Consider the following 16,726-nt stretch of genomic DNA (forward strand, 5'->3'; position numbering starts at 1 on the left):
CTGGCGGACGCGCCCTTGCCGGATCACGGCCTGTGACGCCTGGGACCCAACGAGCTGCGCCCGCCAGCCATCAGGCGACCGCCCGACCTACATCGCAATACACAGGGACCCAGGGGCCGCCGCAATGCGTCGGGATCCGCTGGGGCGCTTGAACTGGCGGCCATGCCCAGTCCCCTGGGTCCCGGATAAGCCCTGCGGGCTTTCCGGGATGACGAGGGTTGATGAGGGAGGGGGAGCGGCGACGGCCGCTTCGGCGGCAGGTCGAGCATCTCAACGCCGATCCGCCCTCGCCCGATTGACACCCGCCTTGCACCGCCCTCCGATACCGGCGGTACGAAGCGTCGCGGGGTTGCATGCAGGGGCAGGTTTCGGAGCCGACGGGCAGTCTGGCCGATGCGCTGGGCCACGCCATGCGCCTGCTGTCGCGTGATCCGCAGCTGGCGCGCGAGCAGGCCATGGCGATTCTGGAAGCCGTTCCCGGTCATCCCGGTGCGACCCTGATCCTGGCCGCGGCCCTGCGGCTGTCGGGCGACGCGGCCTCCGCCCTGCCGGTGATCGATCCCTTGTCACGGGCCCTGCCCAATGCGCCTGACGCGCAGCTGGAGCATGGCCTCGTGCTGCTGGACCTGGGCCGCACGCAGGAGGCCGTGGCGGCGTTGCGGCGGGCGACGGCGCTTGATCCCAAGTTTGGCGAGGCCTGGCGGGCGCTGTCGGTGGGGCTGACGGTGCTGGGCGACCTGGTCGGCGCCCAGGCGGCGGGCGACCGGCAGGTGCAGGCCTCGGTGCGCGAGCCGGCGCTGATCGCGGCGGCTTCGGCGCTGGTCGAGGGCAGGTTGTCGGAGGCCGAGCACGGCCTGAGGGCCTATCTGGCGGCGCGACCCGACGAGCCGGCGGCGCTGCGGATGCTGGCCGAGGTGGCCGCGCGCCTGGGCCGCTACGAGGACGCCGAACGGATCCTGACCCAGACCCTGGCCTTCGCGCCCGGCTTCACGGCCGCGCGGCACAACCTGGCGACCTTGCTCTATCGCCAGAACAAGACGCTGGAGGCGCTGGCCCAGCTCGACCTGTTGCAGGCCGCCGACCCGCGCCATCCGGCCTACGCCAACCTGCGCGCCGCGGCCCTGGTGCGGATCGGCGAGTACGAGGCGGCGACGGCGATCTATCGCGAGGTGCTGGCGCGCCACCCGCATCAGCCCAAGGGGTGGATGAGCTATGGCCACGCGCTGAAGACCCTGGGCCGCCGGGCCGAATGCGAGGCGGCCTATCGCAAGGCCGTCGAGCAGGCGCCGATGCTGGGCGAGGCCTGGTGGAGCCTGGCCAACCTCAAGACCCTGCGGTTCTCCGACGCTGACCTGGCGGTCATGGAAGGCCAGCTGGCCAGCGCCGACCTGGCCGACGAGGACCGCTTCCACCTGCACTACGCCCTGGGCAAGGCGCTGGAGGACGCCGGTAGGTACGAGCAGAGCTTCGGCCACTACGCCAAGGGCGCGCAGCTTCGCCGCGTCCAGATCCGCTACGACGCCGACGAGACCACGGCCCATGCGGCGCGCAGCAAGGCGCTGTTCACGGCGGGCTTCTTCGCCGAACGGAGAGGCTGGGGCGCCGCCGCGCCTGATCCGATCTTCGTCGTCGGCCTGCCGCGCTCGGGCTCGACGCTGATCGAGCAGATCCTGGCCAGCCACTCGCAGGTCGAGGGCACGATGGAGCTGCCCGACGTCATCGCCATCGCCAAGCGGCTGGGCGGCCGGCGAGGCGAGGGGCTGTATCCCGAGGCGCTGGCGACGCTGGACGCCGACGCGCTGAGGGCGCTGGGCGAGGAGTACCTCGAGCGCACGCGGGTGCAGCGCAAGACGGACCGGCCGTTCTTCGTCGACAAGATGCCCAACAACTTCGCCCACGCCGGGCTGATCCACCTGATGCTGCCCAACGCCAGGATCATCGATGCGCGGCGCCATCCGCTGGGCTGCTGCTTCTCGGGCTTCAAGCAGCATTTCGCGCGGGGCCAGACCTTCAGCTACGGCCTGGAGGACATCGGCCGCTACTATGCCGACTACGTGGACCTGATGGCGCACGTCGACGCCGTGCTGCCGGGGCGCGTGCACCGGGTGATCTACGAGGCGATGGTCGAGGACCCGGAAGGCGAGATCCGCCGGTTGCTGGATCATTGCGGCCTGCCGTTCGAGGCGACATGCCTGGATTTCCACCAGAACGACCGCGCCGTACGCACCGCCAGCTCCGAGCAGGTGCGCCAGCCGATTTTCAAGGACGGGGTCGACCAGTGGCGCAACTATGAGCCGTGGCTCGATCCGCTGAAGGCGGCGCTGGGGCCCGTCCTGGCGGCCTATCCGGACCCGCCTGTTATTTGACCACCGGAAGACGGCGCTGCCGTTTTTGCAACAGTCCGGTGAATTGCGCGATCGCCAAGCTTTGCCGGATTGTCGGACTCACGACATTGAAAGAACGTCGTTCTCTCTGGGGCCAAGGAGTGAACACGTGTCGATTAGGCGTTCAAAAACAATGCGGTCGGGCCTGCTGGTCACGGCCCTGATGTCGAGCAGCGCGCTTTGTGGGACCGCGCTGGCGCAGGAAGGCGGGGTGGCTCTGGAAGAGGTGGTGGTCACCGCCCAGAAGCGCTCGGAGAACCTGCAGGACGTGCCGGTCAGCATCCAGGCGCTGGGCCAGGCCAAGCTGGAGCAGCTGGAGGTCGCCGACTTCGCCGACTACGTGAAGTTCCTGCCCAGCGTGTCCTTCCAGGGCTCGGGGCCGGGCTTCAACCAGGTCTACATGCGCGGCGTGGCCAGCGGCGGCGACGGCAACCACTCCGGCTCGCTGCCCAGCGTGGGCATCTATCTGGACGAGCAGCCGATCACCACGATCCAGGGCGCGCTCGACGTCCACGTCTACGACATCGAGCGGGTCGAGGCTCTGGCCGGGCCGCAGGGCACGCTGTATGGCGCAAGCTCCCAGGCCGGCACCATCCGCATCATCACCAACAAGCCCAGCACCGCGGGCTTCAAGGCCGGCTACAACATCGAGCTCAACAAGGTCGAGGCGGGCGGCACGGGCTACGTGGCCGAGGGCTTCGTCAACCAGCCGCTGTCGGACACGGTGGCCGTGCGCATGGTCGGCTGGAGCAAGCGCGACGCCGGCTACATCGACAACGTGCCCTCGACGCGGACCTATCCGACCTCGGGCGTGACCATCGACAACGACGGCGTCACCAGGAAGAACTACAACGAGGTCGAGACCCACGGCGCCCGCGCGGCGGTGAAGGTCGAACTGGGCGAGAACTGGACGATCACGCCCCAGGTCATGGGCCAGGTGCAGAAGTCGGGCGGCTTCTTCGGCTTCGACCCCGACATCGGCGACCTGAAGGTCAGCCACTATTATCCGGAAAGCTCGGACGACCGCTGGTGGCAGGCGGCGATGACCGTCGAGGGCAAGATCAGCAATCTCGACATCGTCTATGCCGGTTCGTACCTGCAACGCACGACCGACACCGAGCAGGACTACACCGACTACTCGTTCTTCTACGACACGCTGTACGGCTACGGCGCCTACTGGACCGACGACGCCGGCAATCCGGTGGATCCGTCGCAGTACATCCAGGGCAAGGACCGCTACAACAAGATCAGCCATGAACTGCGGATCAGCTCGCCGCAGGAAAAGCGCCTGCGGTTCGTCGCAGGCCTGTTCTACCAACGCCAGGCGCACGGCATCCACCAGGACTACAAGATCGACGCCCTGGGCGAGTCGCTGTCGCCGTCGGGCCATCCGGGCACGATCTGGCTGACCGAGCAGAAGCGCGTCGACCGCGACAGGGCCGCCTTCGGCGAGGTCTCGTTCGACATCTTGCCGAGCCTGACGGCGACGGCGGGCATCCGCTTCTTCGAGGCCGACAACTCGCTGGTCGGCTTCTACGGCTACGGCGCGGGCTACGGCTCGACGGGCGAGCGGGCCTGCTTCAAGGGGCCGGTGATCTCCGGCTCGCCCTGCACCAACCTCGACAAGCGGGTGAAGGAGACGGGCAACACGCCCAAGCTGACCCTCACCTACAAGATCGACCCGGCCAAGCTGGTCTATGCGACCTATTCGGAGGGCTACCGGCCAGGCGGCATCAATCGTCGCGGCACCCTGCCGCCCTACCTGTCGGACTACCTGAAGAACTACGAGCTGGGCTGGAAGACGAGCTGGGCACAGAACCGCTTCCGCTGGAACGGCGCGGTCTATCTGGAGAAGTGGAACAAGTTCCAGTTCTCGATCCTGGGGGCCAACGGCCTGACCGAGATCAAGAACGCCAACGAGGCCGAGATCAAGGGCGCGGAAACCGACCTGACCATCGCGGTCGCCGAGGGCTTCACCGTCAACGCCGCGGCCGCCTACACCGACGCCAAGCTGACGGCCAACTACTGCGGCGAGACCGACAGCGCCGGCGTGCCGATCACCGACTGTCCGGTCGGTTCAGCCGGCTTCCCCGACGGTCCGCAGGCCCCCAAGGGTACGCGGCTGCCGATCACGCCGAAGTTCAAGGCCAACCTGACCGCCCGCTACGAGTTCGACTGGAAGGACTTCGACAGCTTCGTGCAGGCCTCGGCGGTGGGGCAGACCTCGTCCTATTCCGACCTGCGCACGGTCGAGGCGGCGATCCTGGGCAAGCAGCAGAGCTACATCACCTTCGACGTGTCGACGGGCCTGGCGCGCGACAGCTGGTCGCTGGCGGCCTTCATCACCAACCTGACGGACGAGCGGGCCAGCACCAGCCGCTTCGTGCAGTGCGCCGAGGCGGTCTGCGCCGACAAGGTCTATGTGATCCCCAACCAGCCCCGGACCTTCGGCCTGCGGTTCGGCCAGAAGTTCTGATCGTCGATGGATGGCGCGCCGCCTCCGCCTCGCGGCGGGGGCGGTTGCGCGTTCTGGGCGGGGGTGAAAGCATGGCCATATGAGTAGTTCGTCCCCCAAGGCCCTGGGCTTCTGGATGTGCAGCGCCCTGGTCGTGGGCAACATGATCGGCTCGGGCGTGTTCATGCTGCCCGCGTCGCTCGCCCCCTACGGCTGGAACGGGGTGCTGGGCTGGATCGTCACCATCGCCGGCGGCCTTTGCCTGGCCTTCGTCTTCGCCCGGCTGTCGGCGGCCCTGCCGCGCGAAGGCGGGCCTTACGCCTACACCCAGGAAGCGTTCGGGCGGACGGCGGGGTTCGTCGTGGCCTGGGCCTACTGGATCTCGCTGTGGGTGGGCAACGCGGCCATCGCCACCGGCGCGGTCAGCTACCTGTCGGTGCTGGTCCCGGCCATCGCCAAGACGCCCGGCCTGCACGCCCTGGTCACCCTGGCCCTGATCTGGGGCCTGATCGGCGTCAACTGCCTGGGCGCGCGCCTGGCCGGCGAGGTGCAGGTGGTGACCACGGTGCTCAAGCTCCTGCCGCTGGCGGCGGTGCTGGGCCTGTCGGCCTGGCTGCTGGGCCGCGACGGCGCCGCCGCGATCTCCGCCCCGCTGGATACGGCGCAACTGGGCGGCCCCGGCCTGGTCGCCGCCTCGGCCCTGACGCTGTGGGCGTTGCTGGGCCTGGAGTCGGCCACCGTGCCGGCCGACAAGGTCAAGGACCCGGCCCGCACCATCCCGCGCGCGACGCTGTTCGGGGCGGCCTTCACCGGCGTCGTCTACCTCTTGGTGTGCTCGGCGGTGGTGCTGCTTTCGCCCCCGGACGCCCTGAAGGCTTCCAACGCCCCGATGGCCGAGTTCATTGGCCGGTTCTGGGGCTCGGGCGCGGCCATGGCCGTGGCCGCCTTCGCCGCCATCAGCGCCTTCGGGGCCCTGAACGGCTGGGTGCTGCTGCAAGGCGAGATGCCCTACGCCATGGCCAGGGGCGGGGTGTTTCCGGCCGTGCTGGCCAAGTCGTCCAGCCGCGGAACGCCGGTGCGGGCCCACCTGGTCTCGGGCCTGTTCCTGACCGTGCTGGTCGGGATCAACTACGCCAAGTCGATGGCCGACCTCTTCACCTTCATCGCCCTGCTGGCGACTACGGCCTCGCTGTTCACCTATCTGGCCTGCGCGCTGGCGGCGCTGAAGCTGCAAAGGGACGGGCTGGTTCCCGGCTCGCGGCTGCTGACCGTGGTGGCGATCCTGGCCGGGCTCTATGCGGTCTTCACCCTGTTCGGGGCGGGCAGGGAGGCCGTCATGTGGGGCGTCGTGCTGCTGGCCGCCGGCTTCCCCGTTCACCTGCTGATGCGCCGGACGGCGCGCACTTGAGGGCCTTTCCATGATCCTGCGCTCGACCCTGACGGTGGGCGTCGCCGCCCTGGCCCTGCTGGCGGCGGGCGCCGCCGTCGCGCAGGTCTCATACGTGCGGGCCGGCCGACTGGTCGATCCGGTCGCCGGCAAGGTTCTGACCGACCGGCTGATCCGCATCGAGGGCGAGCGGATCACGGCGGTGAGCGCCTGGACCGGCGCGCCGGCCGACGGGCCGGTGCGCGACTGGTCGGACCTGACCGTGCTGCCCGGCCTGATCGACATGCACACCCACATCGTCGACCAGGAGCAGACCGAGAACATCGCCGAGCCGCTGCTGACCACCGCCGCCGAGCAGGCCTATATCGGCGCGGCCCATGCCCGCGCGACCCTGATGGCCGGCTTCACCAGCGTGCGCGACGTCGGGACCTGGCGGGCGTTCGGCGACGTGGCGCTGAGGGACGCCATCGACAAGGGCCTGGTTCCCGGGCCGCGCATGTCGGTGGCCGGGGCCTATGTGACGACGCCCGGCGGGGGCGGGGAGGTGACGGGCATCGCCGCCGACGTCGGCATTCCGCCCGATATGCGCCGGGGCGTGGTCGAGGACGTGGCCGACACCCATCGCAAGACGCGGGACATCCTGGTGCACGGCGCCGATTTCCTGAAGCTGATCGCCACCGGCGCGGTGCTGACCGTCGGCACCGAGCCGGGCCAGCTGGAGCTTTCCAAGGAAGAGATCGAGGCCGCCGTCGAAGAGGCCGCCAAGCGCGGAACCTACGCCACCGCTCACGCGCACGGCGCCGAGGGCATCAAGGTCGCCGTTCGGGCCGGGGTGCGCTCGATCGAACACGGCTCGCTGATCGACGACGAGGGGATCGCCCTGATGAAGGCCCGCGGCGCCTGGCTGGTCGCCGATATCTACAACGGCGACTACATCGACGAGATCGGCACGAAGAACGGCTGGCCCGCCGAGACCCTGCGCAAGAACCGCGAGACGACGGACGCCCAGCGCGAAGGCTTCCGCAAGGCGGTGAAGGCCGGGGTGCGCATCGCCTACGGCACCGATGCGGGCGTCTATCCGCATGGCCTGAACGCGCGACAGCTGCCCTACATGGTCAGGTACGGCATGACGCCGATGCAGGCGATCCAGTCGGCCACCACCAGCGCTGCGGCCCTGATGGGCAAGGACAAGGACGTCGGCTGCGCCCAGGCCGGCTGCTACGCCGACCTGATCGCGGTGAAGGGCGATCCGCTGGCCGATGTCGGGGTGCTGGCCGAGGTGGCCAAGGTGATGAAGGGCGGCGTCGTCCACAAGGGCGAGATGGCGCCGCAGAATTAACCGTTTCGCCGGTGGCGCGGGTCGCGCATTGTGCGCCGCAACTCAATGTTGCTGTGCAGCATTGAAACAGCTGTCGCGAAGCGGTCCGTGGGGGAAAGCTGGCGTCAGTCTCGATGCAGGAGCCTCCCCATGGCCGACTCGAACCACTACTACGTCCGTCCCGTCGCCGGCGTCTGGCACGTGACCTGGAACGACTCGCCCGACCTGATCAGCTCGTGCCCCAGCCAGCATGAAGCCGTCGCCCTGGCCCAGCTGCTGGCCCGCCACATGACCAGCCAGGGTCGCTACGCCGAAGTGCACGTGGCCGAGCCCGAAGCCCGCCGCCCGACCTGGGGCCGCAAGGGCTTGGCCGGCGCCGCCGCCGTCGCGGCCTGATCCTTCTATTCGAATCTAGGCCGACTTGAAGCCGCTCCGATCCGTCGGGGCGGCTTTTTTCTTGCCTTGGCACCTCCCCCGCCTGCGGGGGAGGAGGACCGAGACTGGGCGCTGTGCGAGCCGTCGCCCCCTCCGTCACGGCGCCGATGGCGCCGCGCTACCTCCCCCGTTTCACGGGGGAGGAGCCAGGTTCCTCAGCCCAGCCAGGCGCCGGCCGCCGTCTCCAGCGCCCGCACCGCTTCGGCCGCGCCGAACGTGCTGGGGTCCAGGCACAGCTCCAGCCACAGCCCGTCGACCATGGCCGTCAGGGCGATCGCCGCCAGACGGCGGTCCTTGACGCCGCAGTCGGCCAGGAGGGTCTCCAGCCGGGCGCGATAGGCGGCGTAGGACGTCGCGTGGATGGCGGCGATGCGCGGCTTGGTCTTTACGAGGCCCCAGAAGCCGATCCAGGCGGCCAGCAGGTCGGGATCCAGCACCGGCGACGCGAAGCTGGCGGCGAGATAGGCCGAGAGGCGCGCGCGGGGATCGTTTCCGGCGCTCGCCACGGCGGCTTCCAGCGCCGCGTCGATCCGTTGGTCCACCGCCTCGTAGGCGGCGGCGACCAGGTCGTCGACCCCCTCGAAATAGTGCCGCAGCAGCCCGGCCGAGACACCGGCCTCGGCGCAGATCGTCCGCACCGAGGTTCCAGCCACGCCTTCACGGGCCAGCACGGCCTCGGCCGCCGCGACCAGGGCCTGGCGGCGGACGTCGGGCGCTTCGCGGGTGAAGGGGGCGCGGGTCAGGGGAGGACGCCCTCAGTCGCTCCGCGACAGCTCCCCCAGAGGGGGAGCATCTGGAGGGCGCGAACCCAGATCCTCCCCCTCTGGGGGAGGTGGCCCGGAGGGCCGGAGGGGGAGCTCACCACCCCTCCGGCGGCCGCGGCTGGCGGCTCTCGGGGATCAGCGCCCGCAGCTTGCGGCCGAAGCTGCGCAACGACACCTCGCTGGTCGCCAGCGGGCCGGCCGTGAAGGTTCGCGAGGCCATGCCCTGCTGGACGCGGGCGACGAGTTCGGTGTCCTCGGCGTTGACCTGGCGGTTGATGCGCCAGTTCAGGTATCGCGCCGCCCTCATCTCGCGCCGCTCGTCGGGCAGGGCGTAGGCGATTTCGCGGATCATGGTCCTGCCGGCCGAGACCGGAATGAACTGCATGAAGTCCACCTGGTCGGGATAGATGTCGAAGGCGAAGTTCGGCCAGAGCTTGAAGTAGGTCCACAGCCGCTTGCGGTCTTCCGGCAGGTGCGGAACGTCGGGCAGGACATGCTGGTAGAGGCGTTCGGACGGGTTGTTCGACGGCTCGTCGATCAGCTGGCCCCACATCTTGTCGACGAAGGTTTCGGCTTCGACGCCATAGCCCTTGCCGAACAGGCGGGTCAGGCCCGGATGGGCGACGGGGATGTGCAGGCCGTCGGAGTAGTTGTCGCTGATGTTCTTCCAGTTGACGTCACGCGGCCGCAGGGTGACGCGGCCGAAGGGTTGCAGGTCCTCGAACCGGTAGTGGGCGACCTCGTGCTCGTACGGAGCCATCATGTCCGCCACCGACGGGCCGTCGCCCTCCAGCCGCACGAAGACGAAGCCGCGCCAGATCTCGGTGTCGAGCTTGGCCAGGCCCTCCTTAGCCATGTCGAGCGCCGGATAGTCGTCGCGCATCGGCACACCGATCAGCCGTCCTTCCAGGTCGTAGGTCCAGGCGTGGTAGGGGCAGACGATCCGGCCGCAGCGTCCGGTGGGGCCGTCCAGCAGCCGCGCGCCGCGATGGCGGCAGACATTGGCGAAGGCCCGCGCCCCGCCGTCCTTGCCGCGCACCACGACCAGGCTTTCGCCCACGAAGTCGAAGGTGTGGAAGTCGCCGGCTTTCGGGATGTCGTTGAGGTGGCAGACGATCTGCCAGGACGGCCGGAAGACCTTGTCCTGCTCCTCGCGAAAGAAGCGCTCGGAGCCGTAGATCCAGCCGGGCAGGCCCCAGTCGGATTGAGGATCATGGTTGGAGATCATGTTCATCGCAGGATCTCTCCGGCCAAGGCGCGATCCCTCCCCCTTTGATGGGGGAGGGGCAGGGGTGGGGGTGACAGCGGGTCCGGAGGGGGCGCGACCTGCGTGACGTCCAACGCCGCGGTCACCCCCATCCCCGACCCTTCCCCCATCAAGGGGGAAGGGCGCGCGCGCGTCTTCATCACCGCCCCGTCACCGACAGCTTCACCGCCGTGGCGAAGTCCTTGTCGCGCAGGATCTCGCGGGCGGCGTTGCGGCCGGGATTGCCCGACACCCCGCCGCCGGGATGCGTGCCCGCGCCGCACATGTAGAGCCCCTTGATCGGCGCCCGGTGGCTGGCGTGGCCCAGCAGCGGCCGGGTGGCCCACAGCTGATCCAGGCTCATGTGGCCGTGCATGATGTCGCCGCCGATCAGGCCGAACTTCCGCTCCAGATCCAGCGGCGACAGGATCACGCGGCCCAGCACCGAGGCCTTGAAGTTGGGGGCCCATTTGTCGACCGTGTCGATGATCAGGTCGGCGGCGGCCTCGCGCTCGTCGTCCCAGCCCCGGCCGTCCGGCAGGGTGGGGGCGAACTGCTGGCAGAACAGGCTGGCCACGTGCTGGCCGGGCGGGGCCAGGCTGGTGTCCAGCGTCGAGGGGATCAGCATCTCGACGATCGGGGCGCGGCTCATGCCGCCGGCCTTGGCGTCGCGATAGGCGGCGTCCATGTAGTCGAGGCTGGGGGCGATGACGACGCCGCTCTGGTGATGCTCGGCCACGGCCTTGCCGGGCAGGGACGTGAAGTCCGGCAGCTCCGACAGGGCCACGTTCATGCGGAAGGTGCCCGAGCCGTTCTTGTAGCCGTCGATCGCCTTGCGGAAATCGGCCGGCAGGCCCGAGGGCGGCACGAGTTTCTTGTAGAGCAGGGCCGGATTGACGTTGGCGCTGACGATCGGGGCCATGATCTGGCGGCCGTCGACCAACTGCACGCCCACGGCTTTCCCGCCCCCAGGGGCGTTTTCGACGTGGACGCCCTCGACGGGCGCGTTGAGCAGGATCTCGACCCCGGCCTTCTCGCAGGCTTTCGCCATGGCCTGGGTGATCGCCCCCATGCCGCCGACCGCGTGGCCCCAGGCGCCCTTCTTGCCATTCACCTCGCCGAAGGTGTGGTGCAGCAGCACATAGGCCGAGCCGGGCGTGTCGGGGCTGGCGTAGTTGCCGACCACGGCGTCGAAGCCGAAGGCGGCCTTGACCGGCTCGCTCTCGAACCAGCCATTGAGGAAATCCCGCGCGCTCTTGGTGAATAGGTCGAGCAGGTCGCGCTTTCTCTCACGGGAGAGCATGGCCAGGCGGCCGCCCTGGCGCAGGGCCCGCAGGACGCCCGGCAGGCCGTCGCCGAGGTTGGGCGGGGTCTCCTGGGCGAGATCGCGCAGCACGTCGCCGATCTCGTCGAGCATGGCGTAGTAGGCCGGCAGGATCTCGGCGTCGCGGCGGCTGAACTTGCGGAACTCGGCTTGGGTGCGCTCGAGGCCGCCGCCCAGCTTCAGATATTTGTCGTCGCTGATCGGCAGGAAGTTGGAGATCGGCCGCTCCAGGAAGGTCAGGCCGAACCCGTGCAGGTCCATGTCGGCGATGACGCGCGGATTGAGCAGGCTGACCGTGTAGCTGGCCACGGAGTTGCGGAAACCGGGATGGAACTCCTCGGTCACGGCCGCCCCGCCGACCACGCCGCGCGCCTCGCAGACGGTGACCTTCATCCCGGCCCTGGCCAGGTAGAAGGCGCAGACAAGGCCGTTGTGGCCTCCGCCGATGATCACGGCGTCACGGGTTTGGGTCATGCTCGCATCTCCCCCAGAAGCGTCTGGTGAGGAGGTTGCTATACGGGTGTAAAATAGTCCAGCGCGTGTCGAAGGGCGAGGTTTCGCCAGGCTCAGTGCTTGCCGCGATCGCGCCCGAAGTTCGGCTCCGCGCTTTCCTGGCCGGCGGCGACGATGCCGCGCCGGATAGCCCGCGTGCGGGTGAAGTGGGCGTGCAGGGTGTCGGCGTCGCCCCAGCGGATGGCGCGGCTCATGGCCTGAAGGTCTTCGGTGAAGCGGCCCAGCATCTCCAGCACCGCGTCCTTGTTGGCCACGAAGATGTCGCGCCACATGGTGGGATCGCTGGCGGCGATGCGGGTGAAGTCGCGGAAGCCCGAGGCCGAATACTTGATGACCTCGTTCTCGGTGACGTTCTCCAGGTCGGCCGCGCTGCCGACGATGGTGTAGGCGATCAGGTGGGGCAGGTGGGAGACGACGGCCAGCACCAGATCGTGGTGCTTCTCCTCCATCAGCTCGACCTGGGCGCCGAACGAGCGCCAGAAGGTCGACAGCTTGGCGACGGCGGCGGCGTAGGCCTCGTCCTCGCGGTCGGCCAGCGGGGTCAGGATGGTCCAGCGGCCTTCGAACAGCTCGGCGAAGCCGGCGTCGGGACCCGACTGCTCGGTGCCGGCGATGGGGTGGCCGGGGATCGGGAACACCTTGGCCAGGGCGGGCGAGCGGAAGGCTTCGGCGATCGTGGCCTTGGTCGAGCCGACGTCGGTCAGGGTGGCGCCGGGCTTGAGGTGAGGCGCGACGGCGGCGGCGACCTCGCCGATCGACAGCACCGGGGTGGCGATGACGACGAGATCCGCGTCCTTGACCGCCTCGGCCAGGTCGCCGGTGACGTGGTCGGCCAGGCCGATCTCCAGCGCGCGGGCGCGGTGGGCCTCGCTGGCGTCGGCGATGGTGACCTCGCCGACCACGCCGTGGGCGCGGGCCGCCAGGATCACCGAGCCGCCGATCAGGCCGGCGCCGACGACGGTCATCTTGGGATAGAGCAGGCCGGTGGGGCTCATCGGTTTACGAACTCGGCCAGCAGGTCCACGACGGCGCGGTTGTGCTCCTCGCGGCCGATGGTGATGCGGATCGACTCCGGCAGGCCGTAATTGGCCACGGCCCGGACGAGATAGCCATTGCTCGCCAGGAAGGCCTCGGCGTCGAGCGCGGTCTTGCCCGGCGTGGTCGGGAAGTCGACCAGCACGAAATTGGCCGCCGACGGGGTGACCGTCAGGCCAAGGCCGCCCAGCTGCTGGGCCAGCCACGGACGCCACTGCTCGACCAGGGCCACCGAGGCGGCTTCGAACGCGCGGTCGGCGAGGGCGGCGATGGCGGCGTCCTGGCCGGGGATCGAGGTGTTGAACGGCGGGCGGATGCGCTCGATCGGATCGATGATGCCGAAGTCGGCATAGCCCCAGCCCACGCGCAGGGCGGCCAGGCCGTGGATCTTCGAGAAGGTGCGGGTGACGATGACGTTCTGCGTCTCGCGGGCCAGGGCCAGGCCGTCCTCGAAGCGCGGGTCGGTGCAGAACTCGGCATAGGCGCCGTCCAGAACCAGGATCACCGACGGCGGCAGCGCCGCGTGGATGGCGCGGATTTCCTCGCCGGTCAGCCAGGTGCCGGTCGGGTTGGCCGGGTTGGCGATGAACACCAGGCGCGTGCGCTCGTCGACTTGCTTGATGGTCTCTTCCAGGTCGATGCGGCGGTTCGGCTCCTTGGCGAAGCGGACCTGCGCCTGGCAGGCGCGGGCGCCGATCGCATAGGCGGCGAAGCCGTGCTCGCCCTGGACGATGTTGTCGCCCGGCTCGAGATAGACCTGGCACAGCAGGGCGAAGATCTCGTCGCTGCCGTCGCCGAAGGTCAGGCGCTCGGGCTCCAGGCCATAGCGATCGGCCACGGCGGCGCGCAGGGCGTTCGACTTGCCGTCCGGATAGACGTGCAGGCGGTCGATCGCGTCGCGATAGGCGGCCTTGGCCTGCTCGCTGCAGCCCAGGACGTTCTCGTTGCTCGACAGCTTCACCGGATGGGCGATCCCCTCGATCTTCGACTTGCCGCCCACATAGGCGGCGATGTCGAGGATGCCCGGCTTGGGCAGCGGACGAGGCGAGGCGGAACGGTCGGAAGCGGTCATCACGGGTCTCAAAGGGGCCAAGGCGGCCTTCTCGAAAAAACGGGGCCTTCTTACACGTCGAAGGGAACCGGCGCAGCCCCGATGACGCCGGTCAGCTGGCCCGGCGCGCGGGCCAGGCGCTCGTCGTTGCGCTGGTAGAAGCCCGACAGCGAAAAGAGCTTCAGGCCGCCGGCCTCGGCCAGCGGCTCGGCCGCCACGCCGTCGGCGCCCAGGGCCTCGACGATGGCGCCGGCGCTCTTCTGGCTATCGGTCACCCAGAAGGTCTGGTCGCCGCCTGTGGGCTCGACCTCGACCTGGGCGACCGCGAACGCGGCCTGCGGACCCCAGCGGGTGAGGCAGGGCAGGGCGGCGAAGATGCTCAGCGTCGGCTCGGCCAGCAGGCGCGCCCACCAGGCGCTGCCCGGTTGCAGGCCCAGCACCGAGACGCCCCACGGCGTCTTGGCGGCGGCCAGGGCGTCCTTGTCGGCGGCGACCACGGCCATCGGCGGGGCGGCGCCGAAGCGCAGGCGGGCCAGTTCGACCGTGCGGCCGTCGCCCCAGACCGTCAGGTGGAACGGGCCCTGGCGCGACAGGCTGTCGGCCATCAGCTCGCGCCAGATGCGGATGACGAGGGCGTCGGGGGCGTCCTTGCGCTGGGCCGACAGCAGCTTGCGGACGATTAGGGCCTCGCGGCCGGGGCGCAGGCCAAAACCGGTGTCGCCGGCGGCCTGCTTGGCCGCGGCCACGGCGCGCGACAGGCCTGCCCGCTCGTCGATCAGCGCAAGCAGTTGGTTATCGATGGCGTCGATGCGCCATCGGACCTCGTCCAGCGAGGGCGGCGTCTCGTCCGCGTCGCGACCCATGTCTATCCCCGAAAATGAGGGGCGGAACATAGTCCTTGCCGCGAAGGGTGCAATAGCCGCATGGCTGGGGAAGGAAATTGCGTCGTTTTATGATCCCTCTCTCTGAGAGAGAGGGAGGGGCCCGCGCCGAAGGCGGGGGAGGGTGAGAGGTTACGACCTCTCCGAAAATGGCGCGGTGAGGCCGTCAAGGGCGACGGAAAGCGATGCTCTGGGGTCGCTTTGCTTCAGCTCGGCAAGCTGCGTGTGGAGGTTTGCCTGCAAGGGTGAAACCTCTCACCCTCCCACCGCTTCGCGGCGGGCCCCTCCCTCTCTCAAAGAGAGAGGGTTTGGTCAGCGCGGCACGTAGACCTGCGGCGACGGACCGGTGTCGAACGGGCCCAGGCGCGTGCGGCCGTTCTGGAATTCCAGGGTGGCGCTGAGCGTGGGGTCCTTGCCGGCCGCGGCGGCGACCGCCGCCACGGCCGAGCGGGCGTCGGTGATGGCCTCGGCCGTGGTCGGCTTCTCGCGCACGGTGACGTCGAGGGCGCCTTGCAGGCGGCCGCGGTCGTCGACGGTCAGGGCGCCGGACCTGGCTTCGATCAGGGCGTCGCCGGCGGTCAGCTTGCCGCTCTCGACGGTGATGGCGCCGCCGGCGGCGGTCCAGTCGCGCACCGCGTCGGTCCAGTTGTCGCCGCGCAGGGCCGGTGCCTTAGACAGCCGCGAGTCCCAGTAGAGCGAGGCGGTGCGGTCCTGGGCGATGCGGCCGAGCAGCCCCGTGAAGGCCACCTTGGCGCCGTCGGCCTTGAACAGGATCGCGCCCTGCTGGTCGGGGCCCGGGCGCAGATGCAGTTGCAGCGCTTCGGTGGAGCTGATCGGGAAGGGCTCGACGTCGGCGGCGGTGGTGAAGAGCAGTTTCGCGCCCTCGACCGAGATGCGCGGCGGATACTGGTCGAAGCCTGCCAGGCTGGCGCGCAGGGCCTCGCCCGTGATGGTCACGTCGCCCTTCTCGGGACGGGTCAGGACGACGCCGGCCGGCGCGACGATGATCCAGTGGCCTATGCCGTAGATCATCGCCTCGCCCTTCAGCTGCGGCGCGCGCACGGCCCAGCCGGTGGGCTCGGCGACCCGGGCGTTCTCCAGCTGGACGTCCAGGCGGAAGGGGAAGCCGGTGACCTCGCGCTTCGTCCACGACAGGTCGTAGCCCTCGGCCTTCAGGTGGGCCGAGGTGGCGTCCATGCGCTTGATCATCTCGTTACGCAGATAGAACCACCCGACGCTCCAGACGATGCAGACCAGGGCCGCGAGCACGAAAGGCAAGACGAGGCCGCGACGGCGGGGCTTGCGGGACGGCGTCGGGTCGCTATGGGTCATGGGCGAAGGGGCTGTTCCGGTCGGTGAGGGTTTTGGGCGTGGCGAGCGAGCAGCCGCAGGGCGGCGATCGTTGGGTGTTCGGTTACGGATCGCTGATGTGGCGGCCCGGGTTCCCGTTCATAGACCGAAGAACCGCGGTTCTCCATGGGCGCAGGCGCGCCTTCTGCATCTATTCGGTGCATCACCGCGGCACCTATGACCGGCCGGGGCTGGTGCTGGGGCTGGCGCCCGGCGGAGCGGTGCGCGGCGTGGCCTATCGGGTGGCGGAAAGCGCCTGGCCCGAGGTCTATGCCTACCTGCGCGAACGCGAGCAGCCGACCGAGACCTATTTCGAGGCCTGGGCCAAGCTGCGCGTCGACGGCGACGGCGAGGTCCCGGCCCTGGTGTTCCTGTCGGACCGCAAGCATGGCCAATGGGCCGGCGCGCTGACCCTGGAGCAGCAGGCTGAGCTGATCGCCGGCGCCAGGGGCCTGTCGGGGCCGAACATCGACTACCTGCGCGACCTGGTCGGCCACCTGCGCGAGGACGGGGTCCGCGACCACGCCATGGAGGCGCTGCTGAAGATGGTGGAGGCGCGGGAGGCTTGAGCCGCCCTGACGGG

13 protein-coding genes are annotated in these 16,726 nt (G+C 69.7%); 6 read left to right on the forward strand and 7 right to left on the reverse strand.

What is annotated here, in order from left to right:
* The first annotated feature begins 353 nt into the window (after positions 1-353).
* From SGCZBJ_RS10760 to SGCZBJ_RS10780, 5 genes are all read left to right on the forward strand, one after another.
* On the forward strand, positions 354-2,366 hold the full coding sequence (locus SGCZBJ_RS10760) for a tetratricopeptide repeat-containing sulfotransferase family protein (RefSeq protein WP_101718008.1): 2,013 nt from the start codon (positions 354-356) through the stop codon (positions 2,364-2,366).
* A gap of 151 nt (positions 2,367-2,517) precedes the next feature.
* Complete coding sequence (locus SGCZBJ_RS10765) at positions 2,518-4,860, forward strand: TonB-dependent receptor (protein WP_101718009.1); 2,343 nt, start codon at positions 2,518-2,520, stop codon at positions 4,858-4,860.
* 79 nt (positions 4,861-4,939) lie between these two features.
* Positions 4,940-6,247, forward strand: a complete 1,308-nt coding sequence (locus SGCZBJ_RS10770; protein WP_101718010.1) for an APC family permease — start codon at positions 4,940-4,942, stop codon at positions 6,245-6,247.
* Between the two features lie 10 nt (positions 6,248-6,257).
* Complete coding sequence (locus tag SGCZBJ_RS10775) at positions 6,258-7,565, forward strand: Xaa-Pro dipeptidase (RefSeq protein WP_101718011.1); 1,308 nt, start codon at positions 6,258-6,260, stop codon at positions 7,563-7,565.
* A gap of 129 nt (positions 7,566-7,694) precedes the next feature.
* The gene (locus SGCZBJ_RS10780) at positions 7,695-7,940 is read left to right on the forward strand and encodes a hypothetical protein (RefSeq protein WP_101718012.1); all 246 of its coding nucleotides are present in this window, start codon (positions 7,695-7,697) and stop codon (positions 7,938-7,940) included.
* Positions 7,941-8,134: 194 nt separating this feature from the next.
* Here SGCZBJ_RS10780 and SGCZBJ_RS10785 read toward each other — a convergent pair whose 3' ends face one another.
* The 7 genes from SGCZBJ_RS10785 to SGCZBJ_RS10815 all read right to left on the reverse strand — a co-directional run bounded on the left by SGCZBJ_RS10785 (position 8,135) and on the right by SGCZBJ_RS10815 (position 16,125).
* Positions 8,135-8,722, reverse strand: coding sequence for a TetR/AcrR family transcriptional regulator (locus SGCZBJ_RS10785; RefSeq protein ID WP_101718013.1), 588 nt, complete (start codon positions 8,720-8,722; stop codon positions 8,135-8,137).
* Positions 8,723-8,837: 115 nt separating this feature from the next.
* Positions 8,838-9,977, reverse strand: coding sequence for an aromatic ring-hydroxylating oxygenase subunit alpha (locus SGCZBJ_RS10790; protein WP_101718014.1), 1,140 nt, complete (start codon positions 9,975-9,977; stop codon positions 8,838-8,840).
* A 172-nt stretch (positions 9,978-10,149) separates the two neighbouring features.
* Entirely contained in the window at positions 10,150-11,787 is a 1,638-nt protein-coding gene (locus SGCZBJ_RS10795) for a phytoene desaturase family protein (protein WP_101718015.1), read from the reverse strand.
* A gap of 92 nt (positions 11,788-11,879) precedes the next feature.
* Positions 11,880-12,821 (reverse strand): prephenate/arogenate dehydrogenase family protein, encoded by a 942-nt coding sequence (locus SGCZBJ_RS10800; protein WP_101718016.1) that lies wholly within the window; start codon positions 12,819-12,821, stop codon positions 11,880-11,882.
* Positions 12,818-13,933, reverse strand: coding sequence for a histidinol-phosphate transaminase (hisC, locus tag SGCZBJ_RS10805; RefSeq protein WP_101718017.1), 1,116 nt, complete (start codon positions 13,931-13,933; stop codon positions 12,818-12,820). Before hisC ends, SGCZBJ_RS10800 begins: the two co-directional genes overlap by 4 nt.
* A gap of 50 nt (positions 13,934-13,983) precedes the next feature.
* Positions 13,984-14,775 carry a chorismate mutase gene (locus SGCZBJ_RS10810; RefSeq protein ID WP_101718018.1) on the reverse strand — a complete coding sequence of 264 codons (792 nt, stop codon included), beginning with the start codon at positions 14,773-14,775 and terminating at the stop codon, positions 13,984-13,986.
* A gap of 330 nt (positions 14,776-15,105) precedes the next feature.
* Entirely contained in the window at positions 15,106-16,125 is a 1,020-nt protein-coding gene (locus tag SGCZBJ_RS10815) for a DUF2125 domain-containing protein (RefSeq protein WP_101718019.1), read from the reverse strand.
* 38 nt (positions 16,126-16,163) lie between these two features.
* Between SGCZBJ_RS10815 and SGCZBJ_RS10820 the strand changes: the two genes are divergently transcribed.
* Complete coding sequence (locus tag SGCZBJ_RS10820) at positions 16,164-16,712, forward strand: gamma-glutamylcyclotransferase (protein WP_101718096.1); 549 nt, start codon at positions 16,164-16,166, stop codon at positions 16,710-16,712.
* Positions 16,713-16,726 lie beyond the last annotated feature (14 nt).

Origin of the sequence: Caulobacter zeae (assembly GCF_002858925.1) — a bacterium.
Lineage (GTDB): Bacteria > Pseudomonadota > Alphaproteobacteria > Caulobacterales > Caulobacteraceae > Caulobacter > Caulobacter zeae.